Source organism: Reyranella sp., from assembly GCF_036558665.1.
Lineage (GTDB): Bacteria > Pseudomonadota > Alphaproteobacteria > Reyranellales > Reyranellaceae > Reyranella.
Genome location: NZ_DATBFE010000124.1, coordinates 12,572 through 37,566 on the forward strand (window position 1 = coordinate 12,572; position 24,995 = coordinate 37,566).

Genomic DNA, 24,995 nt, shown 5'->3' on the forward strand with positions numbered 1-24,995 from the left:
GCAATAGTGGCGCGTGCCCATCGCCGACTTCGTCCACCTCAAGGTTCGCTCCGCCTATTCCCTCACCGAGGGCGCCAACAAGATCGACAAGATCGTGGCGCTCGCCAAGGAAGATGCGATGCCGGCGGTCGCCGTCACCGACCGCAACAATCTGTTTGGAGCGCTGGAGTTCGCACAATACGCCGCCGGCAGCGGCGTGCAGCCGATCATCGGCTGCGATCTGGCCATTCGGCGCGCGGAGGAGGGAGGCATCGCGGCCGCCAAGGTGCCCTCCGTCGACTGGCTGTCGCTGTTGGTGCAGAGCGAGGCGGGCTATGTCAATCTGATGCGGCTGGTAAGCCGCGCGCATCTCGAATTCAAGACAGGCTCGCTGTCGGCCTTGCCGCTGGAGGAGTTGGAAGGGCACACCGACGGCCTTCTGGCGCTGACCGGCAGTACGGGCAGCGCGCTCGGCCGCCTGTTGATCGCAGGTCAGGCCCCGGCGGCAGGGCATCAACTCGACCGGCTGCGAAAGATCTTCGATGGCCGGCTCTATATCGAGCTCCAGCGTCACGGCGAGGACGTCGAGAGGCGTATCGAGGAGCCGCTGCTCGCTCTTGCCTACGAGAAGGGTCTTCCACTCCTCGCCACCAACGACGTGCATTTTCCGACGGCGGGAATGCACGAGGCGCACGACGTGTTGCTCTGCATCGAGCAGGGTGCGCATATCGACGATCCCAATCGGCGCCGGCTAACTGCGGAGCATTACTTCAAGTCGGCGCCCGAAATGCGCAGACTGTTCGCCGATCTGCCGGAGGCCTGTGACAACACTTTGGTCGTGGCGCAGCGTTGCGCCTACATGCCGGCGCCGCGCAAGCCGATCCTGCCGAGCTACACCAAGCTCGAAGGCCGCTCGGAAGGCCAGGCGTTGCGCGCGCTCGCCCGCTCCGGCCTTGACGATCTGAAGCGCTTGGGGCGGCTCGCCGGCCACATCGACTTCAAGACGTACGAGGAACGGCTCGCCTACGAGCTCGACATGATCGAAAAGATGGGCTTTGCCGGTTACTTCCTGATCGTGGCCGACTTCATCCAGTGGGCAAAGGACAACGACGTCCCGGTCGGGCCGGGCCGCGGCTCGGGCGCGGGCTCGCTGGTGGCATGGTCGCTCAAGATCACCGACCTCGATCCGCTGCGCTGGGGGCTTCTGTTCGAGCGCTTCCTCAATCCCGAACGCGTATCGATGCCGGACTTCGACATCGACTTCTGTCAGGACAAGCGCGACCGGGTCATCCGCTATGTGCGCGATGAATATGGTCACGACCGCGTCGCCGCCATCATTACCTTCGGCAAGCTGCAAGCCCGCGCCGTGTTACGCGATGTCGGCCGAGTCCTTGGCATGCCCTACGGCCAGGTCGATCGCATCTGCAAGCTGGTGCCGAACAATCCGGCCAATCCCGTGACACTCGCCAGGGCGCTCGAGACCGAGCAGCTTCTCAAGGACCAATACGAGTCGGACGAGGAGATCAAGCGCCTGATTGATCTGGCGCTGCAGCTCGAAGGCCTTTACCGCAACGCCTCGACGCATGCGGCAGGCGTGGTGATCGGCGACCGGCCGCTTGCCGAGCTGGTGCCGCTTTATCGAGACACCGACAACAAGGAGTCCCTGCCGGCCACCCAGTTCAACATGAAGTGGGTGGAGACGGCGGGACTGGTGAAGTTCGATTTCCTAGGCCTCAAGACGCTCACCGTCATCGAGAAGGCCTGCGACCTGATCGGGCGCGACAAGATCGACGTTCCCAGACTTCCGCTCGACGACCGCAAGACTTTCGAGCTCCTGGCCCGCGGCGATGGCAGCGGGGTGTTCCAACTCGAAGGCAACGGCATGCGCGACGTGCTGCGCAAGATGAAGCCGGACCGCTTCGAGGACATCATCGCCGTCGTTGCCCTCTATCGACCTGGCCCGATGGAGAACATTCCGAGTTACATCAAGCGAAAGCATGGCGAGGAGACTCCCGATTATCTGCACCCGATGCTGGAAGGGATCCTCAAGGAAACCTACGGCATCATGATCTATCAGGAACAGGTGATGCAGATCGCGCAAGTGCTGAGCGGCTACACGCTTGGCGGCGCCGACCTGCTGCGCCGTGCCATGGGCAAGAAGATCAAGGCGGAGATGGACGCCCAGCGCGCCACCTTCATCGAGGGTGCCGAAAAGAACGGCGTCAAGAAGGACAAGGCCTCGTCGATCTTCGATCAGGTCGACAAGTTCGCCGGCTACGGCTTCAACAAGAGCCACGCCGCGGCCTATGCGCTGGTCTGCTACCAGACGGCCTATCTCAAGGCCAATCACCCGGTGGAGTTCTTCGCTGCGACGATGACCCTGGACATGGGCAACGTCGAGAAGCTGAACGGCTATCGGCGCGATCTCGACAAGCTCGGCATCGAGTTGCTGCCGCCCGACGTGACGAGGTCCTCCGCCGAGTTCACGGTCGAGCAAACGCCAGACGGCAAGAAGGCGATCCGCTATGCACTGGCGGCGATCAAAGGCGTCGGCCGCGACGCCATGGCGCGGCTGGTGGCCGAACGCGAGGGCAATGGTCCGTTCAAGGATCTGTTCGACGTCGCCGAGCGGCTGGATCAGCGCGTGCTGAACAAGCGGCTGGTCGAGAGCCTCGTCAAAGCGGGCGCCTTCGACACGCTGAACAAGAATCGCGCCCAGAGCTTCGGTGCCATCGAACCGCTGCTGCGCCATTCGCAGGCGACGCACGAGTCGCGCGGCAGCAACCAGAACAACCTGTTCGGCGACGACACCGCCCAGCGCCGGCCCCAGCTTCCCAGGGTGCCGGACTGGGCGCCGATGGAACGTCTGCAGCAGGAGTTCTCGGCGATCGGATTCTACCTCTCGTCGCACCCTCTGGCCGCCTACGAGCGCAGCCTGCAACGGCTGGGGGTCGTGCGCGCGGCCGACCTGCCCACCTTGCTGGCGCGCGGCGCGCCGGGGCGGATCAAGCTTGCCGGGACGGTAATAGACCGGACGGAGCGGGTCTCCGCCAAGGGCAACCGCTTCGCTTTCGTGCAATGCTCCGATCAGTCCGGTGCCTTCGAACTCACCTGCTTCAGCGAGGTCCTGAACAGCAAGCGTCAACTGCTCGAGGCAGGACAGGCGGTCCTGGTGTCCGCGGATGGGCGGCTCGATGGCGAACAGGTCAAGCTGATGGCGCAATCGGTCGAGAAACTCGATGAAGCCGTGGCAAACGCGGCGGCCGGCTTGCGCATCGCCATCTCCGATCCGGTGGCACTCGAGGCGTTGCGCAAGACACTCGACGGCAAGCGCGGCCGCGGGCGGGTGACCCTGGTCGTCTCCATACCGGAAGAGGCGGAAGCCGAGGTGACACTGCCCGGGACCTACTCGACTTCCGGCGGCCTGCGCGACATCATCGGCACGCTGCCGGGGGTCGTGCAGGTGGAGGAGATTTGAGCCGCCAGCCGAGCCTGTTCGACCAGTCGCCGCCCGGACGGTCGACATCCGCGCCCGACGAGGTGCAGCCCTCCTGGGACTCGCCGCTTCTGCAGGCGCCGGCCCTGCCGAGCGACATTCGCCTCGGGACCTCGTCGTGGTTCTTTCCCGGCTGGCGCGGGCTGATTTACGAGCGGATCCATCCGCAAACAACGCTCAGCAAGAAGGGGCTGGCAGCCTACGCCCAGGTTCCGCTCCTGCGCACCGTCAGTCTCGACCGCACGTTCTACGCGCCCATCACCACCATAGAATATGCGCGCTACGCGGCGCAGGTGCCGGACGATTTCAGCTTCGTAGTGAAGGCGCCCGCGCTGGTCTGCGATGCCGTGACGCGCGACGAGGAAGGTCGGGGCAGGGTCGCCAATTCCCACTTCCTCGATCCTGGCATCGCGGCCCGTGAATTCGTCGTGCCATGCCTGGAAGGGTTGGGCGCGAAGGCGGGGCCGCTGGTATTCCAGGTGTCGCCGCTGCCGCGCGGCCTGGTAGAGGAAGCGCCATTGCTGATCGAGCGCCTGGCCGCCTTCTTCGCCGCCTTGCCGAGGGGCCTCGGGAGTCTGCAGCCGCGCTATGCCCTCGAATTGCGTAATGCCGAGCTCCTGACGCCAAGGCTGATGCGTACGCTAGGCGAGACGGGGGTCCGTTACTGCGTGGGCCTGCACGACCGCATGCCCGAGGTAGAGCGGCAGGAAGCGGCCCTGCATGCGCTCGACGGCGACGTTCCAGGCGATCTGGTGGTGCGCTGGAACCTGCACCGGGGTTTCCTCTACCAAGCGGCCAGGCGGCGCTACGAGCCGTTCGACAAGCTGGTCGACGAGGATATCGAGACGCGCCGAAGCCTCGCCCGCATGGCCGCTGCGGCCTTCAGGGCAGGGCGCAAGACCTGGATCATCGCCAACAACAAGGCGGAGGGCAGTGCGCCCCTTTCACTTCTGAAGCTTGCCCAGGAAATCGACGCGACCTTGTAGATCAAAAACGGCTTCCAATACACTGTTACAGCAGTTTAAATTGCCGCCAGTAGGCTACCCGGCGGCCCAAAGCTGCGCTTGCTTTCCGGAAAAGAACGCCCTAGAACCGCGGCACTTCGCACGCGGGTTTGCGGTCGACGGGGAGATATCCCGACGCTCGCTCCGGTGTCCCGGCAGGGACGGCGCCCGCGGAGGCCCAACCGGAAAAGGAGAGAACGGCATGGCCATGCCGACATTCACGATGCGTCAGTTGCTGGAAGCGGGGGTCCATTTTGGCCACCACACCCGGCGTTGGAACCCGAAGATGAAGCCGTACCTGTTCGGGGTGCGCAACGGGGTCCACATCATCGATCTCACCAAGACCGTGCCGCTTCTGGAGCAGGCACTTCAGCAGGTGCGCCAGGTCGTCGCCAATGGCGGCCGTGTGCTGTTCGTCGGCACCAAGGCCGCTGCCGCGGACCGTGTCGCCGAGGCGGCACGGCGGTGCGGCCAGTACTATGTGAACCATCGCTGGCTCGGTGGCATGATCACCAACTGGCAAACGATTTCTGCCTCGATCAAGCGCCTGCGCGAGCTCGATGATCGGCTCAAGGGCGATGTCGTGGGCCTCACGAAGAAGGAGCAGCTCGACCTTACCCGCGAACGCGACAAGCTTGAACGGTCGCTGGGCGGTATCAAGGAGATGGGCGGCACGCCCGACATGTTGTTCATCATCGACACGAACAAGGAGGCGATCGCGGTGCAGGAGGCGCGCAAGCGCGGCATTCCGATCGCGGCCGTGCTCGACAGCAACTCCGATCCCGAGGGCATCGACTTTCCGATCCCGGGCAACGACGACGCGATTCGGGCCGTGTCGCTCTACTGCGACCTGATATCGAGCGCGGTATTGGATGGCATCCGGGCCGAGATCGCGGCCTCGGGGGGCGACGTGGGCGAGCTGTCTGAGCCGCCGGCCGAGGAAGTTCCGGCCGCCGACGGCGGGGCAGCGGCGTCGCCGGCCCAATAGCGGCCCCTCTGGCAGAAGAATCGCGGGGCCGGTCGCAAGACCGGCCCTTAATTGTACCGAATGGAGTTTGAAGATGGCTGAGATCACCGCATCGCTCGTCAAGGAACTGCGCGAGAAGACCGGTGCCGGCATGATGGATTGCAAGAAGGCCCTGAACGAGGTCCAGGGCGACCTCGAGAAAGCCGTCGACTGGCTGCGCACCAAGGGCCTGTCCGCCGCCTCCAAGAAGGCGGGCCGTGTCGCCGCCGAAGGCCTGGTCGGCGTCGCGGCGGCAGGAACCAGGGGCGCCGTGGTCGAGGTCAATGCCGAGACGGACTTCGTGGGCCGCAACGAGCAGTTCCAGAAGTTCGTGGGAGCAGTCACGAAGATCGCGCTGGAGCAGGGGGGCGACCTCGCCAGAGTGGCGGCGACCCCGTTTCCGGGAGCGCAGCGCGACGTGCAGGCCGAACTCACCAACCTGATCGCCACGATTGGCGAGAACATGTCGCTGCGCCGCGCGGCATCCCTCTCGGTGTCCGATGGCGTGGTCGTGGCCTATACGCACAATGCCGTGGCGCCCGATCTGGGCAAGATCGGTGTACTGGTGGCGCTCGAGTCGGCGGGTGACAAGGCAAAGCTTGCGCCGCTGGCCAAGCAGCTCGCCATGCATGTGGCGGCGACCAATCCGCAATCGCTGACAGTGACCGAGCTCGACGCGGCGGCCGTTGAGCGCGAGCGCGCGGTGCTGGCAGAGAAGGCGGGGCAGAGCGGCAAGGCGGCCGACATCGTCGCCAAGATGGTGGAAGGCGGCCTGCGCAAGTTCCATCAGGAGGTCGTATTGTTGGAGCAGGCCTTTGTGATCGACGGCAAGACCAAAGTGTCCAAGGTGGTCGAAGATGCGGCCAAGCAGGTTGGCGCGCCGGTCCGCATTGCAGGTTTCCTGCGCTTCGCCCTCGGTGAGGGAATCGAGAGGAAGTCGGAAGATTTTGCGGCTGAGGTGGCCGCTCAGCTCAAGAAGTAGTATTGATGAAATACCCCGGTGCACGGGGCGTTTGGCCCGTGTCGCCCAAGAACTCCTCTGGTCTGAGGCACTGAATGCCGTCGGCTCCTCGCTATCGTCGCGTCCTGTTGAAGCTCTCGGGCGAGGGGCTCATGGGGGATCGGGAATACGGCCTCGATCCCGTAATGGTTGGCATGGTGGCCCAGGAGATCAAGGCGGTGCACGACATGGGCGTGCAGGTGTGCCTGGTGATCGGCGGAGGCAATATCTTCCGCGGCGTTTCGGCAGCGGCGTCCGGCATGGACCGGGCGAGCGGCGATTACATGGGCATGCTCGCCACGGTCATCAATTCATTGGCCATGCAGAGCGCGTTGGAGCGCAAAGGGCTGCAGACACGTGTACAGTCGGCCATTCCGATGACGACCGTGTGCGAACCCTATATCCGCCGCCGTGCCGCCCGGCATATGGACAAGGGCCGGGTGGTGATCTTCGCCGCCGGCACGGGAAATCCATTCTTCACGACCGACACCGCAGCAGCCCTGCGCGCCGCGGAGATGGGGGTCGACGCGATGCTGAAGGGTACGCAGGTCGACGGTGTCTATTCGGCCGATCCGCGCAAGGACAAGAGCGCCAAGCGCTATGATGCCCTCAGCTACATGGACGTGCTGTCGCGCGACCTCCAGGTGATGGATGCGTCGGCCATCTCGCTCGCGCGCGAGAATCAGATTCCAATTATCGTATTCGACATCCACAAGCCCGGCGCCTTCGCCGAGACAATGGCCGGACAGGGCACCTTTACCGTGATCAAGGACGAGGGCTGAACATGAGCACAGACCTCAAGGAACTCGAGAAACGAATGCAGGGCGCCATGGACTCCCTGAAGAAGGAGTTCGCGGGCCTGCGTACCGGCCGTGCCTCGGTCAATCTGCTCGACCCGGTCATGGTCGAGGCCTACGGGCAGCGCATGCCGCTCAACCAGGTCGGCACGGTGAGCGCGCCCGAAGCGCGCCTGCTCACCGTCAACGTGTGGGACAAGGGCCTGGTCGTCTCCACCGCCAAGGCGATCCGCGAGGCCGGACTCGGTCTCAACCCGTCGCCGGATGGACAGCTGGTCCGCATCCCCGTCCCCGAACTGACCGCCGAGCGGCGCAACGAATTGGCGAAGCTTGCCCACAAATACGCCGAGCAGGGACGCGTTGCCGTGCGCAATGTGCGGCGCGACGGTATGGATGCCCTGAAGAAGGCGGAAAAGGATCACAAGATCTCACAGGACGAGCACCGCCAACGCGCCGACGAAGTCCAGAAGCTCACGGACCGCTACGTCAAGCTTGTCGACGACGCGCTCGCCCACAAGGAAAAGGAGATCAAGACCGTCTGATGTCGACTGCGCCGCTGCCCGCCAGTGCCGGTACCCCGCCAGGTCCACACCACGTCGCCATCATCATGGATGGTAACGGCCGGTGGGCGAAGGCGCGCGGCCTGCCTCGCGTCGCCGGCCACCGGCGCGGCGCCGATGCGGTGCGCCGCGTGATCCGGGGAGCGGGCGAGCTCGGCATTCCCGTCCTCACGCTATTCGCCTTCTCGACCGAGAACTGGACGCGGCCGGAGGCCGAGGTAAGCGACTTGATGGGTTTGCTGCGGCACTATCTGCGGCATGAGCTCGATGAGCTCGCGCGCAACGGGGCAAGGCTGCGCGTCATTGGCGATCGCGACCGGCTGGCACCCGACATCGTGCGCGATATCGCCGAGGCTGAGGCCAAGACCCGCGCCAACGCCCGCATCGACGTCAACATCTGCATCAACTATGGCGCACGCGACGAGATCCTGCGCGCAACCCGAAGCCTTGCACGGAAGGCGGCGGCAGGGGAGATCGATGCCGATGAGATCGATGATGCGCGCTTCGAGAAGGAGCTATTGACCGCGGGCGTGCCTGACCCCGATTTGCTGATCCGCACCAGCGGCGAGCAGCGCATCAGCAATTTCCTGCTCTGGCAGTGCGCCTATGCCGAGCTCGTATTCGTGGATACCCTCTGGCCCGATTTCGAGAAGGATCATCTCGAGGAGGCCGTTGCCGAGTTCCGGCGGCGGGAACGGCGCTATGGCGGCGTTGGCAGCTAGTACCCCTGCCGCGCGGCCGCGGCAGTTCCGCGGGCTGCTGCCGCGCATGGTCTCCGCCGTGATCCTCGGGCCACTATGCCTGGCGGCGATCTGGTTCGGTTTCCCCTGGATTGATCTGATGGCAGCCGTCGCTGCACCTATTGTGCTGAACGAATGGATCAGGCTCACGTCGGGACAACCTGTCGCGCGCTGCTTCGCCATCCTCTACGGCCTGGCCGCGGTGGTTGCCCTGCTCTGGCTGCGACACCAGCCGGATTTTGGCCGGGAGACGGTGCTTTGGATCATCGTCTCCGTCTGGGCGACCGACATCGGAGCCTACTTCCTCGGCAGTCTGGCCGGCGGGGCCAAGCTTGCGCCAACGATCAGTCCGGCCAAGACTTGGTCGGGTCTGATCGGCGGCATGTGCTTCTCGGCTGTCGCAAGCGCGGCATGTGGCTTGGCGTTCAGCCATGGCGACACGATTGCGCTGGCTTTGGTAGGGGTGGGCATCGCGGCCATTGCTCAGGCCGGCGATCTGCTGGAGTCTGCCGCCAAGCGCCGCGTCGGACTGAAGGACAGCGGCCATCTGATTCCCGGCCATGGCGGACTGCTTGACCGCATCGACGGACTGATCGCCGCGTTGGTCGTCATCGCACTGGCCCGCCTGATCGCTGGAGGAGCTTGGCCATGGGCATGATGCGCCGGACCGCACCTTCGCGCGACAAGCCGCGTAGCATCACCATTCTCGGATCGACCGGCTCCGTCGGGCAGAGCACTGCCGACCTTATCGATCACGATCCCGAAAGCTACAGTGTGGAGGCGTTGGTCGCGGGCAACTCGGTGGAGGCACTGGCGGATCAGGCACGGCGATTGCGCGCTCGACTTGCCGTCGTGGCCAACCCGTTGCGCTATCAGGCCCTGAAGGATGCGCTGGCAGGCACTTCGGTCGAGGTGGCGGCGGGACCGGAGGCCGTGGTTGAGGCCGCCTCGCGGCCGGCCGACTGGGTGATGGCGGCAGTGGTCGGATTCGCCGGCCTCGAATCGACGTTGGTTGCCGCGCGGCGCGGAGCCATGGTGGCGCTGGCCAACAAGGAAGCGCTGGTCTGTGCAGGCCGATTGCTGATGGACGCAATCGAGTTGTCAGGGGGCGTGCTGCTGCCCGTCGACTCCGAGCACAATGCGATCTTCCAGGTATTCGAGCCGGGCCAGCGCCAGGCGGTCGACCGGCTGGTGCTGACGGCATCAGGCGGCCCGTTCCGCGACTGGTCACTCGCGGAAATGGCGACCGCGACGCCGGAACAGGCTTTGGCCCATCCCAATTGGGACATGGGCGCCAAGATCTCGATCGATTCGGCGACCATGATGAACAAGGGCCTCGAGTTCATCGAGGCAAACCTGCTTTTCGGCCTGCCGGCGGAGCAGATCGAGATCGTGGTTCATCGCCAGTCGGTCATCCACTCGATGGTCGCCTACCGGGACGGATCGGTGCTGGCACAGCTCGGCACGCCCGACATGCGGGTACCGATCAGTCACGCTTTGGGTTGGCCGGCTCGAATCGACGGTCCAGCCGCGCGTCTCGATTTTACCAACCTGTCTCCACTCACCTTCGAGCGGCCCGATTCCAGCCGCTTTCCGTCTTTAAGACTGGCACGTGAGGCGTTGGTGTTGGGCGGATTTGCGCCGACCGTGTTGAATGCGGCCAACGAGGTGGCTGTCGCGGCCTTCCTGTCACGGCGGATCGGCTTTCTCGACATTGCGCGGATCGTTGAGGATGTCCTGGCGGCCACAACGGGACTGGCGGGCTCTGTCGAGTCGCTGCAGCAAGTCCATGCGGCGGACCGCGAGGCGCGACGCCGGGCAGAAGAGGCCGTCAGAGGTCACAGCCTAACTAATTGAAGAAGAAAGAGATTTATGGTCTAGTTAACCATGCACGCCATTGTCAGCCTGTTCACGACCTATCTGCCGTACTTCATTCTGGTGCTGACATTGCTCGTGTTCGTTCACGAGTTTGGCCACTACTGGGTGGGTCGGCGCTTTGGCATCCATGCCGAGGTCTTTTCGATCGGCTTCGGGCCTGAGCTTGTTGGCTGGACCGACAGGAACGGTACGCGCTGGAAGATCTCGCTGATCCCGCTGGGTGGGTTCGTGAAGTTCCTCGGCGACAGCGACGGCAGCAGCGCGCTTCCCTCCGACCAGCCGCTGTCGGCCGATCAGAAGCGACATGCGTTCTTCAACCAGCCGCTATATGCACGCGCTGCTGTCGTGCTGGGCGGTCCCCTCGCCAACCTCCTGTTTGCGATCGTACTGCTGACCGGCGTCTTCTACGTGGCCGGCGAGCCTTACTCGCCGCCGGTTGTTGCCGTGCAGCCCGGCGGTCCGGCCGCCAAAGCGGGCTTGCGCAGCGGCGACGAGATCGTGCGTCTTGATGGCCATGCGATCGATCGCTTCGAAGACATCCAGGACGCCCAATTCCTGTACCTTGCGCGGCCGATGTCGGTCGAATATCGCCGCGGCGATGCGCTGCTCCACGGCGAGATCATCCCTCAGTACTGCGAACGCACCGATCGCTATCACAACACCATCCGCTACGGCGATCTCGGCATCGACGAACTCGTTCGTCCCGTGGTCGGTGGCTTCACGCCCGACAGTCCCGCCCAGGCGGCCGGCCTCAAGGTCGGCGACCTGTTGCTCTCCATCGACGGCAAGCCGGTCGAGTACTTTTCCCGGATCCCGGATCTGATCGGCAATCGCGCAGGCCAGTCGCTCGTCGTCCAGTATGACCGCGACGGGCAGCGCCGGCAGACGACGATCGTGCCGCAGTCCGACCGGGTCACCGACTGCTCCGGCGCGACGCACACCGTTGGCCGCCTGCGCATTCGGGCCGCCAACGTGACCGAGTTCCGCAGTCACGACATGCTCGGCTCCGTGTGGGCCGGCGTCCGGCACGTGTGGGGAATGACCACGATGTTCTACACGTCGCTGGCCCAAATCGTGACGGCCGTGCGCCCGGTCGATGAGCTTGGTGGTCCGATTCGCATCGCCAAGGCAGCGGGCGAGGCATCCTACGCAGGCTGGATCGGCATCCTCAATCTCGTCATTGCCCTTTCGGTGGTGCTGGGCGTGTTCAATCTCCTGCCCGTGCCGATGCTCGATGGCGGCCACCTCGCGATGTATCTCTACGAAGCGATCCGCGGCAGGCCGCTTGGATTGAAGGCTCAGGAACTCGGGCTCAAGGTCGGCTTCGCGCTGGTCATCGGCATGGCGCTTGTTGCGACTTTCAACGACATCAAACTATTGCTGCGGTGATCCGAGACGATGGTGGGAGAGAAGGACTTGACGAGCGAACCTCGGGCTTGGGGAACAAAAGGGGTAGCTAACGTCCTGTCGGCGGTTTATGAAGCGGCGGTCCGCAACGTGGCCATCGGCAGGTCCTGAAGGTGCCAGGGGTGAGTTTGATCTTTCGTTGGGCCGCTCTGGCCGTTGCTGCGGTTCTCGCACTGAGCATGCCTGCCGAAGCGCAACGCACCAAGGGAACCGGAACGACGATCACGGCGGTACAGATCCAGGGCAACGTGCGCGCGGAGCCGGAGACGATCCGCTCCTATCTGCAGCTCAAGGAAGGCCAAGCCTACGACGCCGCCGCCGCCGACCGATCGCTGAAGGCGTTGTTCTCGACAGGGTTGTTCTCGGACGTGACAATGGACATGCAGGGCTCGACCCTCGTGGTAAAGGTCACGGAAAATCCCATCATCAACCGCGTCGCCTTCGAGGGAAACCACAAGATCGAGGACGACAAGCTGCGCGACGAGGTCCAGTCCAAGGCCCGTCAAGTATTCACGCAGGCACGGGTGCGCGCGGATGTCGAGCGGCTGCTCACGATCTATCGCCGAAGCGGCCGTTATAACGCTGTCGTCGAGCCCAAGATCATCAAGCTCGAGCAGGGGCGTGTCGATCTCGTGTTCGAGATCAACGAAGGCAACGTTACCGGCATCAAGCGCATCACCTTTATCGGTAACAAGCGGTTCAGCGACGGCACGTTGCGCGGCCAGATCCGGACGGTCGAGAGCGCCTGGTGGCGTTTCCTGTCCTCCGACGACCGGTTTGATCCCGATCGTCTCAATCTCGACCGCGAACTGCTGCGCAAATTCTATCTGTCGGAGGGTTATGCCGATTTCCGCGTTGAGTCGGCTGTCGCCGAGCTGTCGCCCACACGCGACGGCTTCTTTCTCACCTTCACCATCCACGAGGGCGAGCGCTACAAGTTCGGCAAGGTCGACATCAGCACGCGGTTCCAGGGCCTCGACGTCGATACCCTCAAATCGTACCTCACGATGGACGAGGGAGATTGGTACGACGCCAACGAGGTGGACAAGACGGTAACGGCGATGTCGGACGCCGTGGGCACGCTTGGCTACGCCTTCGTCGACGTCCGGCCCAACATCCGGCGCAACCGCGAAACCCACACGATCGACATCACGTTCAATATCCAGGAGGGGCCGCGAGTCTATGTCGAACGAATCGACATTTCGGGCAATACACGAACCCTCGACAAGGTGATCCGCCGCGAGTTCCGGCTGGCCGAAGGTGATGCCTTCTCTACCGCCAAGGTCCGACGCAGCGAGCAGCGTCTGAAGAACCTCGGCTTCTTCGAGAAGGTCGACATCTCGGCGACGCCCGGCTCGACGCCCGACAAGACGGACCTCCAGGTCCAGGTGGTCGAGCAAAGCACCGGCGAGATCTCTTTCGGTGCCGGCTACTCGTCGGTGGGTGGCATCCTGGGCGACATTTCGATCCGGGAACGCAACCTGCTCGGCAAAGGCCAGGACCTGCGGCTCGGCCTGTCGCTCGGCACACTGAGCACCTTGGTCGACCTCAGCTTTACTGAACCCTACTTCCTGGATCGGCCGGTGGCGGCCGGCTTCGACATATTCCGGACGACGAACGATCGGCAGGCCATCGCGTCTTACAGCGATTCGAGCATCGGCTTCGCGTTGCGTGCCGGCTGGTCGTTCACCGAGCACACGAGCCAGACGGTCCGTTACACGCTGCGCGACACGAACATCTACAATGTCCAGCCGTTTGCCTCGCCGCTCGTCCAGTCCCAGGCAGGCGAGTCCGTGACGTCGGAGATTTCCGAGACCGTGGCATGGGATACACGTGACCAGCGCCTCAATCCGACCAAGGGATTCCTGGTCCGCAATACCATCGCGGTCGCGGGTCTCCTGGGCGACAACTACTATTTCCGCACGACGGCCGATGCGACCTTCTACCAGCAGATCGTCGAGGACTTCGTCGCCTCGATCAGCGGATCGGTGGGTTATATCGCACCCTTCAACAACACCACGCTTCGTCTCACCAACCGCTTCTTCATCGGCGGCGATTCACTGCCGGGCTGGGCGGTGGGCGGCATCGGGCCGCGCGACGGCAATACCGCCGACGCGCTGGGCGGCCAGTATTACTACACCGGCATGGGCGAATTGAGCTTTCCGCTGGGCTTGCCCAAGGAAATCGGGATTGTCGGCAAGGCGTTCGTCGACGTCGGGTCACTATGGGGCGCGGTTTACCAGCCCGGGGTCGACAACAACATCCTCCAGGACCAGTTGATGCGGGTCGGCACCGGAATCGGCTTGCAATGGGTGTCGCCGTTCGGTCCGATCCGTATAGACTACACGATACCACTGGTTTATGCGCCCTACGACAGACTCCAGGCGATCCGCTTCAGCTTCGGGACCCGCTTCTGATGGGAACTGCGCTGCCATGAACATGCAGACCGACAAGACCAGCATCGCGGCCACGGCCGCAACGTCGGTCGACATCAAACGCATCCTGCGGATGATCCCGCATCGTTACCCGATGCTGATGGTGGACCGCGTCATCGAGATGCGCCTCGATGCGAGCGCCATCGGGATCAAGAACGTGAGCTTCAACGAGCCGTTCTTCCAGGGCCATTTCCCGTCCGAGCCCGTGATGCCCGGCGTATTGATCGTCGAGGCGATGGCGCAGACGGCGGCCGTCCTGGTGGTCTCGACCTTCGGTGCCGACTCCGAGGGCAAGCTGGTCTATTTCATGTCGATCGACGGGGCGCGCTTCCGCCGGCCGGTGGTGCCGGGGGACCGGCTCGAGCTCCATGTCGAGAAGGTGCAGAGCCGCGCCAACGTCTGGAAATTTGCCGGCAAGGCGATCGTCGAAGGCAAGGTGGCGGCCGAAGCCACGTTCGCCGCGATGATTCGCGACAGATAAGAGGGAACCGCCATGCCCGACACAGCCGCCAACTACCGCATGCTGCACACGATGATCCGCGTGAAGGATCTCGACAAGTCGCTGGCTTTCTATACGGGGCCGATGGGAATGAAGGTGCTTCGCAAGCGGGAGGTGCCGGAAGGCAAGTATACGCTCGCCTTCGTCGGATACGGCGACGAGAAGGACCACTGCGTGGTCGAGCTCACCTACAACTGGGACCAGGAGAAGCCGTACGAGATCGGCACCGGTTTCGGGCATCTCGCCGTCGGCGTGCCGGATGTCCACGGCATGTGTCAGCAGGTCACCAGGACCGGCGGCAAGGTCACGCGCGCGCCCGGACCGGTGAAGTTCGGCACAACGGTCATCGCCTTCGTCGAAGATCCCGACGGCTACAAGATCGAGCTGATCGAGCGGAAATAAGGGCAGCCGAGCCTCGTCGGTCGGCCGGCGATACCGGTCGTCAGGCGATCGTCAGATCAGTCGCCAGTCGTATAGGGCGATCGCTGCCAATGCTGTGACAATCGCCGCGACCAGGAGGCATGCCCTGAAGCCGGCCCGGTGGACGTTGTCGTTGGCCGCGCGACCGAGCCGCACCAGCCGCGGCATCGGTCTTGGCTTCTGCGTGACCGCCCAGGTCGTGGCCGGGCGCGATCCATGGAACGATCTCGCCATCATCACTCCCTTTTTCCGCCGGGACAGGCGGCTCAGCCCCGCATGTGCAGAGGCTTGTAGGGCCGCTCGGTCTGCCCGTTGTAGAGCTGGCGCGGACGGCCGATCTTCTGGTCCGGATCCTCGATCATCTCGTTCCACTGCGAGATCCAGCCGACCGTGCGGGCCACCGCGAACAGCACGGTGAACATCGAGGTCGGGATGCCGATCGCCCGGAAGATGATGCCCGAGTAGAAGTCGACATTCGGGTAGAGCTTCTTCGAGATGAAGTAATCGTCCTTCAGCGCGATTTGCTCCATCTCCATGGCCAGTTCGAGCAACGGATCGTGCTCGATGCCGAGCGAGGTCAACACCTCGTGGCAGGTCTGGCGCATGACCTTGGCGCGCGGATCGTAGTTCTTGTAGACGCGATGCCCGAAACCCATCAGCCGGGTGTGATCCTGCTTGTCCTTCACGCGCGACAGGAAGCCCGGAATGTTCTGTTTGCCGCCAATCTCGTTCAGCATGTTGATCACGGCCTCGTTCGCGCCACCGTGGCTCGGGCCCCAAAGCGAGGCAATGCCGGCGGCGATGCAGGCGAACGGATTGGCACCCGAGGAACCGGCGAGGCGGACCGTCGACGTCGAGGCGTTCTGCTCGTGATCGGCGTGGAGCATGAGGATGCGGTCCATAGCGCGCTCGAGCACGGGATTGACCTCGTACTCCTCGGCCGGCACCGAGAACAGCATGCGCAGGAAATTGGCGGAGTAGGAGAGGTCGTTGCGCGGATAAACGAAGGGCTGCCCGACTGAGTACTTGTAGGCCATCGCCGCAATGGTCGGCATCTTGGCGACCAGACGATAGGACGCGATCATGCGCTGGCGCGGATCGTTGATGTCGAGCGAGTCGTGATAGAAGGCGGCCATCGCGCCCACGACGCCACAGCACACCGCCATCGGATGAGCATCGCGCCGGAAGCCACGGTAAAAGGTGCTGAGTTGTTCATGCACCATCGTGTGGTGCGTGATGTCTTTGACGAACTTCTCCTTCTGGACCTTGGTCGGCAGGTCGCCCTTCATCAGCAGATAGCAGACCTCCATGAAGTCGCTCTGCTCTGCGAGTTCGGCGATGTTGTAACCGCGATAGAGCAGGATGCCCTCGTCGCCGTCGATATAGGTGATCTTGGAGCCACAGGATCCGGTCGAGGTGAAGCCCGGGTCGTAGGTGAACATGCCGGTCTGGCCGTAGAGCTTGCGGATATCGACCAGGCGCGGCCCGATCGTGCCGTGAATGATCGGGAATTCGAAGGACTTGCCGGTTTCGTTGTCGGTCAGCGTCGCGGTCGATTTGGCCATTTGACTACTCTTTCGGGCTCGATTTGCGGGTTGGGCGGCACCCTAACAAGCCGCCCCGGGAGGCGCAATTGTGCCGCCCCGCCGCCATTTCGCGGGATGCAGCAGATAGGCGATGCGCCCGCCCCAGGATGGCTCGGCGACTGGCATGATCGGAAGAATCAACAGACTGCTCGCCGCGACCTTGCCGGGCACCTGCGTCAGCCGGTCCGCTGCGGAACGCCTTGGAGCGTCGCCCAAACGCCCCGGCGAAGGCATATGAAAAGTCGGCAGTGTGGTCGCTGTTCGATCTATCCGGCGGCGAGCAATCTCAGCCGGGTTTCGTCGGGACCTAGCACGGAAAGCACCTCGAAGATGCCGGGTGACACGGTAGAACCCGTGAGCGCCACGCGCAGCGGCTGGGCGACTTGCCCGAGCTTCACACCCTGGCTGTCGGCGAAGCGGCGAATGGCTTCCTCCATCGGCTTCTCGCGCCAGTCGTTCTCCCTGTCCAGGGTTGCCGCGAGCTTGCCGAGCAATGTTCTCGCCTCGGTCGTCAGAAGCGCGCGAGCCTTGTCGTCGACGATCACGGGCGCGCCGCTCCGGGCATAGAAGACAAGGTTGTCGGCAAGCTCCACCAGCGTACGCGACCGCTGCTTCACGCCATCGAGGCCGCGCTCGATGCGTTGACGGCCGGCCGCGTCGATGGCGCCGACCCTGGCCTCGACGCTGGGCAGGACCAGAGGCAACAGCTCCGCATCAGGCGCAGCGCGCAAATAGTGGGCGTTGAGGTTGGTGAGCTTCACCGTGTCAAAACGCGAGGCCGATCGGCCGACGCCGGCGAGATCGAACCATTCGATCGCCTGCTCGGTCGAGATGATCTCGTCGTCGCCGTGTCCCCAGCCGAGCCGCAGGAGGTAGTTGCGCAATGCCGCCGGCAAGAAGCCCATGTCGCGATAGGCGTCGACACCGAGCGCTCCATGGCGCTTGCTGAGCTTGGCGCCGTCGGCGCCGTGGATCAGAGGAATGTGCGCATAGACCGGCTCCGGCCAGCTCATCGCCTTGATGATCTGGAGCTGGCGAAACGCATTGTTCAGGTGGTCGTCGCCGCGGATCACGTGGGTCACGCCCATGTCCTGATCGTCGACCACTACCGCGAGCATGTAGGTCGGCGTCCCGTCGGCGCGCAGCAGGACCATGTCGTCGAGCTGCGCATTTTCGACCGTAACCTCGCCCTGCACCGCATCCTGAATGATGGTCTTGCCATTCTGCGGCGCCTTCAGGCGAACCACCGGCGCCACGCCCGGAGGAGCGTCCTTCGGGTCGCGGTCGCGCCAGCGCCCATCGTACCGCATGGGTAGCCCTGCCTGGCGTTGTGCGGTGCGCATCTCCGCCAGTTCCTCGGGCGAGGCATAGCAGTAGTAAGCCTTGCCCTCGGCCAGCATCTGACGCGCGATGTCGGCATGGCGCGCCGCGCGCGCAAACTGGAAGGTCACCTCGCCGTCCCAGTGCAGGCCGAGCCAGGAGAGACCGTCGAGAATTGCCTCGATGGCCGGCTGGGTGGAGCGGGCGCGGTCGGTATCCTCGATGCGCAGCAGATACTTGCCGTCATGATGGCGGGCGAACAGCCAGTTGAAGAGCGCAGTGCGCGCGCCACCGATATGCAGATAGCCGGTCGGCGAGGGGGCGAAGCGGGTAACGACGGTCATGGATGCATGAGAAGGTGCGGCTTCTGCCGCAATTAGGCCGAAAAAGCGCGCCGTTGGTAGGCGAGCGTAGTATGTCTGTCAAACCACGACGGCAGCCGAGGCAAAAGGGGGAGCGCGTGTCGGGGGCACGCACTTGGTTTGTGCAACAGCTCGATGCCGAGCGCGGCCGCTGGATGCTTTGGCTGCCGGTGGCGATGGGGTTCGGCATCGCGATCTATTTCGCCTTGCCCAGCGAGCCGCCGATGTGGCTTGGTCCCGTGCTGGCCGCAGCCGGGGTCGCTGCGACATTCCTTGCTTCGGCGGGAACCGCGGTCCGGGCGCTGTGCATCGGTCTCGTTGCCGCTTCTATGGGGTTTGGCCTCGCCACCGGGCGTACCGCCGATCTTGCCGCGCCGGTGCTCGGCCGCCCGTTGTTCAGCATCAATGTCGAGGGGCGCATTGCCGATGTGCAGCGTCTGCCCGACGGTGTGCGCGTGGTGCTCGAGGCCGTGCGCCTGAAGGGCCGGGGCGTGCCGCTGCCGGAAATGACGCCGGTCCGCGTCCGGGTGTCCCTGAGCCGCGGCGCCCCGGTGATCGGGGTGGGAGATCGATTGCTGATCCTCGCGAACCTGTCGCCGCCGGCGGGTCCGGCGGCGCCGGGGGCTTTCGATTTCCAGCGCGTCGCCTGGTATCAGCAGATCGGCGCCGTCGGCTATGCCTTGGCGCCCGCGGTCGTGATCGAGCACGGCCAGCCGGGTGGGCTCGTGCGCACCATCGACGGCCTGCGGGCCAAGATCACGGTCCGCATTCTCGAGGCCTTGCCGGGCCCGCAAGGCGGGGTCGCCGCTGCGTTGCTCACGGGCGAGCAGACCGCTGTGACGCGCGAGATCAACCAGTCGATGCGCGATTCAGGTCTGGCCCACATCCTGTCCATCTCCGGTCTGCACATCGTATTCGTGGTGGCGTTGGTGATGGGCTGTCTGCGCTACGGCATCGCGCTCGTCCCACCGCTCGCGCTGCGCGTCGATGCCAAGAAGTTCGCCGCCGTGGTGGCCCTTCTCGTCGCACTATTCTACACCGCGCTCGCCGGTGCGCCTGTGCCTGCTCAGCGCGCCTGCGCCATGGCGGCTTTTGCCCTGCTGGCGATCCTGCTCGATCGGACGGCGTTGTCGCTGCGGCTGGTCGCCTGGTCGGCAATCGTCGTTCTGGCGGCTGCCCCCGATGCCCTGACCGGCGCCTCGTTCCAGATGTCGTTCGCGGCCGTCATCGCCTTGATCGCAGCCTGGGAAGCGGCCGGCAGGTGGCGCCGACGATGGCACGAACGCATCGAAACGACGAAGCATCGTTGGCTCTGGCGCGCGGTAGCCGGATTAGGCGCCAGCCTTGCCACGACCCTGATCGCCTCGGTCGCGACCGGTGCCTTCGCGGCCTACCACTTCAACCGGCTCTCGTTCTTGGGCATTGTTGCCAACCTGCTGGGCGTTCCCCTGACCGGCTTCTGGATCATGCCTTGGGGACTTCTCGGCATGCTGTTGATGCCCTTCGGCCTGGAGCGATTCGCACTGATGCCGATGGGCTGGGGAATCACAGGGCTGGATGCGATTGCCGCCCACGTGGCGGCTTGGCCGCAGGCAGCGATGTTGGTCCCGTCTTTGCCGGGCGCCAGCCTCTGGTTGCTGACGCTGGGTGGCTTGTGGCTCTGCCTGTGGCGCCGTCGCTGGCGGCTGGCTGGGGTGCCCGTGATCGCGGCAGGGCTGCTTTTGAGCCCGGGGCCTGCGGCCGATCTCCTGATGAGCGAGGACGGGCGCGTGCTCGGTGTACGCGACGGCCATGGCGTGCTTCAGGTCGCGTCGCGGCGTACCGACCGCTTTGTTGTCGAGGCCTGGGCGCGTCGTACTGGCCAGAGCGGGGCGCGCAAATGGACCGCGAGCGCCGAGGAACAGGCGCTTGGCCTCGGTTGCGCTTCCGGCCTCTGCCGCTGGCAAAAGGGCCCATGGCACGTCGCCCTGGTGAGCGACGAACAGCGGGTAGCCGAGGCTTGTGCCGGTGCCGACATCGTGCTTGCAACAGTGGATGCGCTCGGCCGCTGCCGAGGCCCGCGACTGGTGATCGATCGGCGGACTGCCTGGCACGAAGGCGCCCAGGCGTTGTGGCTGGAGGAGACCGGCGTCCGGCGTCTCACTGCCAATGCCGCGCGTGGTGATCGACCCTGGGTCCCGAACAGTTCCAGCCGGCGCATGGCGCTGATGAAGGCGCCGGGCGCCTGAGCGGGGAGAAAGTTCGCGTTGCGGATCAATCCAAAAGACAGATTGGTTTGAACGTGCCATTGAATTGGAACGGATCGCGCCCACGGGCGATCTTGAGGCGCAAATTTTGCTCGAGAGCATGATGGTGACACGCGTCGTTTCTCCCAACGCCTCTGCCGTCCCGCAGGAACGCCCGGTCGGACTGGCTGCCCGGCTGGCTCCCGGCCTCGTGCTCTGCGTCGCGGTGACCCTGGTGGCCGTCGTGCTGGAGGAGGCAGAGGCACGTCTCTTCGGCCGCGCCTGGCTGGAAGCGTTGGTATTGGCCATCCTGGTCGGCACGATAGTCCGGACGATCTGGACGCCCAGCCAGCGGGCGTTCGCGGGCATTTCCTTTTGCGCCAAGACGTTGCTCGAGGTGGCGGTGGTGCTGCTCGGCGCGTCGCTCAGCGTGGCCACGATCATGGCGACGGGACCGGCCTTGCTGGCCGGCATCGCGGCGATCGTCGTGGTGGCCATCGTCGCCAGCTATGCCATTGGCCGCCTCCTCGGTCTGCGCCATCGGCTGGCGGTGTTGGTCGCCTGTGGCAATTCGATCTGCGGGAACTCCGCGATCGCCGCCGTGGCGCCGGTGATCGGTGCCAGCGGCGAGGATGTCGCCGCGTCGATTGCCTTCACCGCCGTCCTCGGCGTCGCGGTCGTGCTCGGTCTCCCGTTCCTGCCGGCCTTTGCCGACATGAGCCACCTCCAATACGGTGTTCTGGCGGGATTGACCGTCTATGCCGTACCGCAGGTACTTGCGGCAACGGCGCCCGTCGGGGCGGTCGCCATCCAGATTGGCACCCTGGTCAAGCTGGTGCGGGTTCTGATGCTGGGACCGGTCGTTTTGGTGCTGACGCTGCTGACGCGCCGTCTGCGCGATCAGAGAGACGGGCAGCCTGCGCACACCACGGCAGGAGATCGTCCGAGGAAAGGCGGTCCGGGCCTGCACAAACTCGTGCCCTGGTTCATCGTCGGCTTCCTTTTGCTGGCTCTCCTGCGTTCCCTGGGACTGTTACCCCAGGTGGTCCTGGCACCGACGGCGGCTCTCGCCAACTGGCTGACCATCATTGCCATGGCCGCACTCGGTCTCTCGACCGACCTTCGCAGTGTTGCACAAGCCGGTGGACGCGTGACGGCTGCGGTTACGCTGTCGCTGATCGTGCTCGGCGCGATGAGCTTCGGGCTGATCCGCCTGATCGGGATCGCCTGAGCCCGGGTGTCGGGCGCTCCGCCTGGGAGCGAACGCCCATGACGGCGAGCAAGCGTTCGGCCGCGACGCTTCCAGGACGCTCGACGTGCCGGAGCGCATGGAATGCCCTTTCCGGCAATGCGACCTTGACCTGATGCAGCAGGCCCGCTTCCAGTCCCGGCGCTGCGACCGAGGCGGAAATCGCCGTCGCGCCAAGGCCTGCTTCCACGGCCGCGCGGATGGCCTCGTTGGTCGGCAGCTCCAGGGCGACCTTGATGTCTTTCAGGGAGATGCCGGCTGACTCCAGCGCCGCCTCGAACTCGGAACGCGTCCCCGATCCGGGCTCTCGCAGCACCCATTCGGTATCGACAAGTTGCGCCATCTCGACTCGATTGGCCCGGCACCAGGAATGGTCGGCGCCGACGACCACGACAAGCTGATCGCGCGCCACTTCCGTGGCAACGAGCATCGGATCGTCGATAGCGCCCTCGACGAAACCGAGCTCGGCAAGGCCCTCATGAACAGCGGCGGCCACCTGCGCGGTATTGCCCACACTCAGCCGGATATCGATGGCGGGGTGGGCGCGCCGGAAGGAAACGATATGCCGCGGCAGCCAGTAGCTGGCGATCGTCTTGCTCGCATGTATCGAAAGCGTCCCACGTTGCAGGCCGCCCAGCTCTGAAAGGACCAATTCGGCGGCCTCGGCCCGGGCGAGCACGGCCCGCGCCTCGTTCAGGAAGAGAACCCCTGCGCCGGTAAGCTCGATGCCTCGCCCGACGCGATGGAACAGCCTCGCGCCGTGCCGTGCCTCGAGTGCCGCGATCGCAGCGCTCACCGCCGATTGCGCCAGATGCAAGGCCTCGGCAGCACGCGTCATGTGCTGGCGTTCGGCCACGGCCACGAAAACACGAAGCTGCTCCAGCGTCATGCGCAGCACGATAGCCTCCGACGGCATTCGTGGCGATTGGTCACCCGCAAGGGTGGATGGATGTCGCCGATCAGTGATAGCGGCGATAGAGACCCGCCAGCCGGCCCTGGATCTTGACCCTGTCCGGCCCGAAGATGCGGGTCTCGTAGGCGGCATTGGCGGGTTCGAGCGCGATCGAGGCGCCTTTCTTGCGCAAGCGCTTCAGGGTCGCCTCGGCATCATCGATCAATGCGACCACGATCTCGCCGGTCTCGGCAGTATCGGCGCTCCTGATGATGACGATATCGCCGTCCTGGATACCGGCTTCGATCATCGAATCGCCCTGTACTTCGAGACAGTAGTGCGCGCCGGATCCGAGCAGGGACACAGGTACGTCGACAGTGCTGGAATTGTCGCGCAGCGCCTCGATGGGGGTGCCGGCGGCGATGCGGCCGTAGAGCGGCAGGCTGAGGGCCTGGGCCTCGTTCGCAGCCTGGAAAACGCCGGAGAGGGGAACGCGATCGCCGCGCACGACCTGGGGCACGAAAGCCTCGCGCGGCTCCGCAATTCCGGGCCGGCGCGCTTCGGCGACAAAGGGGGTGACGTTCGGGGCGGGCAGGGCAGCCGCCTCGGGAAGCTTCAGAACTTGCAGCGCGCGCGCCCGGTGCGGAAGGCGACGCAGGAAACCGCGCTCCTCGAGGCCGGTGATTAGCCGATGGATGCCGGACTTGGACTTCAGGCGTAGCGCCTCCTTCATTTCATCGAACGAGGGCGACACGCCAGCGTCGTTCAGGCGCTTGTTGATGAACAGCAGCAGTTCGTTTTGCTTGCGGGTCAGCACCAATTTCTCCCCAGACCAACTACCAGATTTCGGAACAAATCCTGAAACCCGCTACATGTTCTAGTTTAGTTCTGGGTCCGGGTCAAGTTTTCCAGAGGATATTGGGGATCAATAGCCGCCAGCAAGGTTCGCCAAGGCGATGATCTGGACGACGTCACCGGCCTTGCGCGCGGGATCATGGGCGGGCCGAACAAGGAGTGCAGTCGCCTCCGCGAGGACCGAAAGCATGGAACTGTCCTGCACCTTGTAAGGTTCGACGCGGAGCGAGCCATCCGACGCATGGCTCAAATGCGCACGCACGTAATCCTCGCGCGTATCGTTGGCCCTGACGTCGACCGCGAGCCGCGCCGGCTGTGTCGCCACGAGACTGCCTGCCTGGCCAAGCAGGCGCTCCAGCGCCGGCTTAAGGAACAGCAGTGCACAGACCATCGTCGAGACGGGATTGCCGGGCAGGCCAAGGACGCGGGCGCGATCCCTCGCGGCGAACATCAGCGGTTTCCCCGGGCGCATGGCAATGCGCCAGAAATCCATCGTGAAGCCTTGCGCCTTCAGCGCATCCTGGACGAGATCGCGGTCACCTACCGAGGCGCCGCCCAGCGTGATCAGCAGGTCGTGCTGCGTGCCGGCGGCAATACGATCCTGGATGAGGCCCGCGTCGTCGCGCGCAATGTCGAACAAAGTGGGCTCGCCGCCCCATCCGCGTACCAGGGCGGCGATGGCGATACCGGAGGAAGAGACGATCTGGTTGCGGCCCACCGGTTCGCCGGGCATCACGAGTTCATCGCCAGTCGACAGGATCGCCACCCTTGGTTTTCGGTGGACGCCGATCCAGGGAAGATTCATCGCGGCCAGCAGTGCCACGTCCCGCGCGCTCAGTGTACGACCAGCAATGAAAGGGGCATCGCCTGCAGCGAAATCGAGACCGGCCTTGCGGATATGCCTTCCCGGCGTCGGCATCTCGAGAACGGTGATCCTGCCGCCCTCGGCTCTGGTATCTTCCTGGATGACGATCGAATCCGCGCCCATCGGCACCGGGGCGCCAGTGAAGATGCGCACGGCTTCGCCGGGCTTCAACGCCTGATCATAGGATCCGCCGGCGGGCGCCTGGCCAACCAGCGTCAACGTCGTCGGAGCGGCGGGTACGTCGGCAGCACGGACGGCGTAGCCGTCCATTGCCGACAGATCTGCCGGAGGCTGGGTAAGGCGAGCCGCAGGCGATGTCGCCAGCACGCGACCTGTGGCGTCCGCCACCGAGACGAGCTCGGCCGGCAGGGGAGAGAAGGCCGCAATCACCCGCGCATGGGCTTCGCGAACAGTCAGCAT

Annotated in this window: 21 protein-coding genes; 15 read left to right on the forward strand and 6 right to left on the reverse strand. The window is 64.7% G+C overall.

Translation table 11 applies throughout. The annotated features are described in order from the left end of the window. The first annotated feature begins 13 nt into the window (after positions 1-13). The 13 genes from dnaE to gloA all read left to right on the forward strand — a co-directional run bounded on the left by dnaE (position 14) and on the right by gloA (position 15,203). The gene (dnaE, locus tag VH499_RS18025; RefSeq protein ID WP_332054131.1) at positions 14-3,457 is read left to right on the forward strand and encodes a DNA polymerase III subunit alpha; all 3,444 of its coding nucleotides are present in this window, start codon (positions 14-16) and stop codon (positions 3,455-3,457) included. Next, positions 3,454-4,461, forward strand: a complete 1,008-nt coding sequence (locus tag VH499_RS18030; protein WP_332054132.1) for a DUF72 domain-containing protein — start codon at positions 3,454-3,456, stop codon at positions 4,459-4,461. Before dnaE ends, VH499_RS18030 begins: the two co-directional genes overlap by 4 nt. A 220-nt stretch (positions 4,462-4,681) precedes the next feature. Further along, positions 4,682-5,467, forward strand: coding sequence for a 30S ribosomal protein S2 (rpsB, locus tag VH499_RS18035; protein ID WP_332054133.1), 786 nt, complete (start codon positions 4,682-4,684; stop codon positions 5,465-5,467). 73 nt (positions 5,468-5,540) lie between these two features. After that, entirely contained in the window at positions 5,541-6,467 is a 927-nt protein-coding gene (tsf, locus tag VH499_RS18040) for a translation elongation factor Ts (protein WP_332054134.1), read from the forward strand. Positions 6,468-6,541: 74 nt separating this feature from the next. Continuing rightward, entirely contained in the window at positions 6,542-7,267 is a 726-nt protein-coding gene (gene pyrH, locus VH499_RS18045; RefSeq protein WP_332054135.1) for a UMP kinase, read from the forward strand. Then, entirely contained in the window at positions 7,264-7,824 is a 561-nt protein-coding gene (gene frr / locus VH499_RS18050; protein ID WP_332054210.1) for a ribosome recycling factor, read from the forward strand. The genes pyrH and frr overlap by 4 nt, the downstream gene beginning before the upstream one ends. After that, positions 7,824-8,564, forward strand: a complete 741-nt coding sequence (locus tag VH499_RS18055; protein ID WP_332054136.1) for an isoprenyl transferase — start codon at positions 7,824-7,826, stop codon at positions 8,562-8,564. Before frr ends, VH499_RS18055 begins: the two co-directional genes overlap by 1 nt. Continuing rightward, positions 8,545-9,240, forward strand: coding sequence for a phosphatidate cytidylyltransferase (locus VH499_RS18060; RefSeq protein ID WP_332054137.1), 696 nt, complete (start codon positions 8,545-8,547; stop codon positions 9,238-9,240). Before VH499_RS18055 ends, VH499_RS18060 begins: the two co-directional genes overlap by 20 nt. Further along, the gene (gene dxr / locus VH499_RS18065) at positions 9,231-10,439 is read left to right on the forward strand and encodes a 1-deoxy-D-xylulose-5-phosphate reductoisomerase (RefSeq protein WP_332054138.1); all 1,209 of its coding nucleotides are present in this window, start codon (positions 9,231-9,233) and stop codon (positions 10,437-10,439) included. The genes VH499_RS18060 and dxr overlap by 10 nt, the downstream gene beginning before the upstream one ends. A 30-nt stretch (positions 10,440-10,469) precedes the next feature. Continuing rightward, entirely contained in the window at positions 10,470-11,849 is a 1,380-nt protein-coding gene (rseP, locus tag VH499_RS18070) for an RIP metalloprotease RseP (protein ID WP_332054139.1), read from the forward strand. 140 nt (positions 11,850-11,989) lie between these two features. Continuing rightward, on the forward strand, positions 11,990-14,284 hold the full coding sequence (bamA, locus tag VH499_RS18075) for an outer membrane protein assembly factor BamA (protein ID WP_332054140.1): 2,295 nt from the start codon (positions 11,990-11,992) through the stop codon (positions 14,282-14,284). Between the two features lie 16 nt (positions 14,285-14,300). Continuing rightward, positions 14,301-14,783, forward strand: a complete 483-nt coding sequence (gene fabZ, locus VH499_RS18080) for a 3-hydroxyacyl-ACP dehydratase FabZ (RefSeq protein ID WP_332054141.1) — start codon at positions 14,301-14,303, stop codon at positions 14,781-14,783. A gap of 12 nt (positions 14,784-14,795) precedes the next feature. Next, on the forward strand, positions 14,796-15,203 hold the full coding sequence (gene gloA / locus VH499_RS18085; RefSeq protein ID WP_332054142.1) for a lactoylglutathione lyase: 408 nt from the start codon (positions 14,796-14,798) through the stop codon (positions 15,201-15,203). A gap of 51 nt (positions 15,204-15,254) precedes the next feature. On the opposite strand, the gene VH499_RS18090 is transcribed toward gloA, so the two are convergent. The 3 genes from VH499_RS18090 to gltX all read right to left on the reverse strand — a co-directional run bounded on the left by VH499_RS18090 (position 15,255) and on the right by gltX (position 18,471). Then, on the reverse strand, positions 15,255-15,455 hold the full coding sequence (locus VH499_RS18090) for a hypothetical protein (protein ID WP_332054143.1): 201 nt from the start codon (positions 15,453-15,455) through the stop codon (positions 15,255-15,257). Positions 15,456-15,487: 32 nt separating this feature from the next. Beyond that, entirely contained in the window at positions 15,488-16,786 is a 1,299-nt protein-coding gene (gene gltA, locus VH499_RS18095) for a citrate synthase (protein WP_332054144.1), read from the reverse strand. Positions 16,787-17,073: 287 nt separating this feature from the next. Beyond that, positions 17,074-18,471 (reverse strand): glutamate--tRNA ligase, encoded by a 1,398-nt coding sequence (gltX, locus tag VH499_RS18100; protein WP_332054145.1) that lies wholly within the window; start codon positions 18,469-18,471, stop codon positions 17,074-17,076. Positions 18,472-18,587: 116 nt separating this feature from the next. Between gltX and VH499_RS18105 the strand changes: the two genes are divergently transcribed. Together VH499_RS18105 and VH499_RS18110 are read left to right on the forward strand one after the other, a co-directional pair. Continuing rightward, complete coding sequence (locus tag VH499_RS18105; RefSeq protein ID WP_332054146.1) at positions 18,588-20,717, forward strand: ComEC/Rec2 family competence protein; 2,130 nt, start codon at positions 18,588-18,590, stop codon at positions 20,715-20,717. Positions 20,718-20,835: 118 nt separating this feature from the next. Next, positions 20,836-21,945 carry a YeiH family protein gene (locus tag VH499_RS18110; protein WP_332054147.1) on the forward strand — a complete coding sequence of 370 codons (1,110 nt, stop codon included), beginning with the start codon at positions 20,836-20,838 and terminating at the stop codon, positions 21,943-21,945. Here the strand turns inward: VH499_RS18110 and VH499_RS18115 are convergent. The 3 genes from VH499_RS18115 to glp all read right to left on the reverse strand — a co-directional run bounded on the left by VH499_RS18115 (position 21,878) and on the right by glp (position 24,995). Next, positions 21,878-22,852 (reverse strand): LysR family transcriptional regulator, encoded by a 975-nt coding sequence (locus VH499_RS18115; RefSeq protein WP_332054211.1) that lies wholly within the window; start codon positions 22,850-22,852, stop codon positions 21,878-21,880. The genes VH499_RS18110 and VH499_RS18115 overlap by 68 nt on opposite strands. A 70-nt stretch (positions 22,853-22,922) precedes the next feature. Continuing rightward, entirely contained in the window at positions 22,923-23,672 is a 750-nt protein-coding gene (lexA, locus tag VH499_RS18120; RefSeq protein ID WP_332054148.1) for a transcriptional repressor LexA, read from the reverse strand. Positions 23,673-23,780: 108 nt separating this feature from the next. Then, positions 23,781-24,995: a gephyrin-like molybdotransferase Glp gene (gene glp, locus VH499_RS18125; RefSeq protein ID WP_332054149.1), complete on the reverse strand. Its 1,215-nt coding sequence runs from the start codon at positions 24,993-24,995 to the stop codon at positions 23,781-23,783.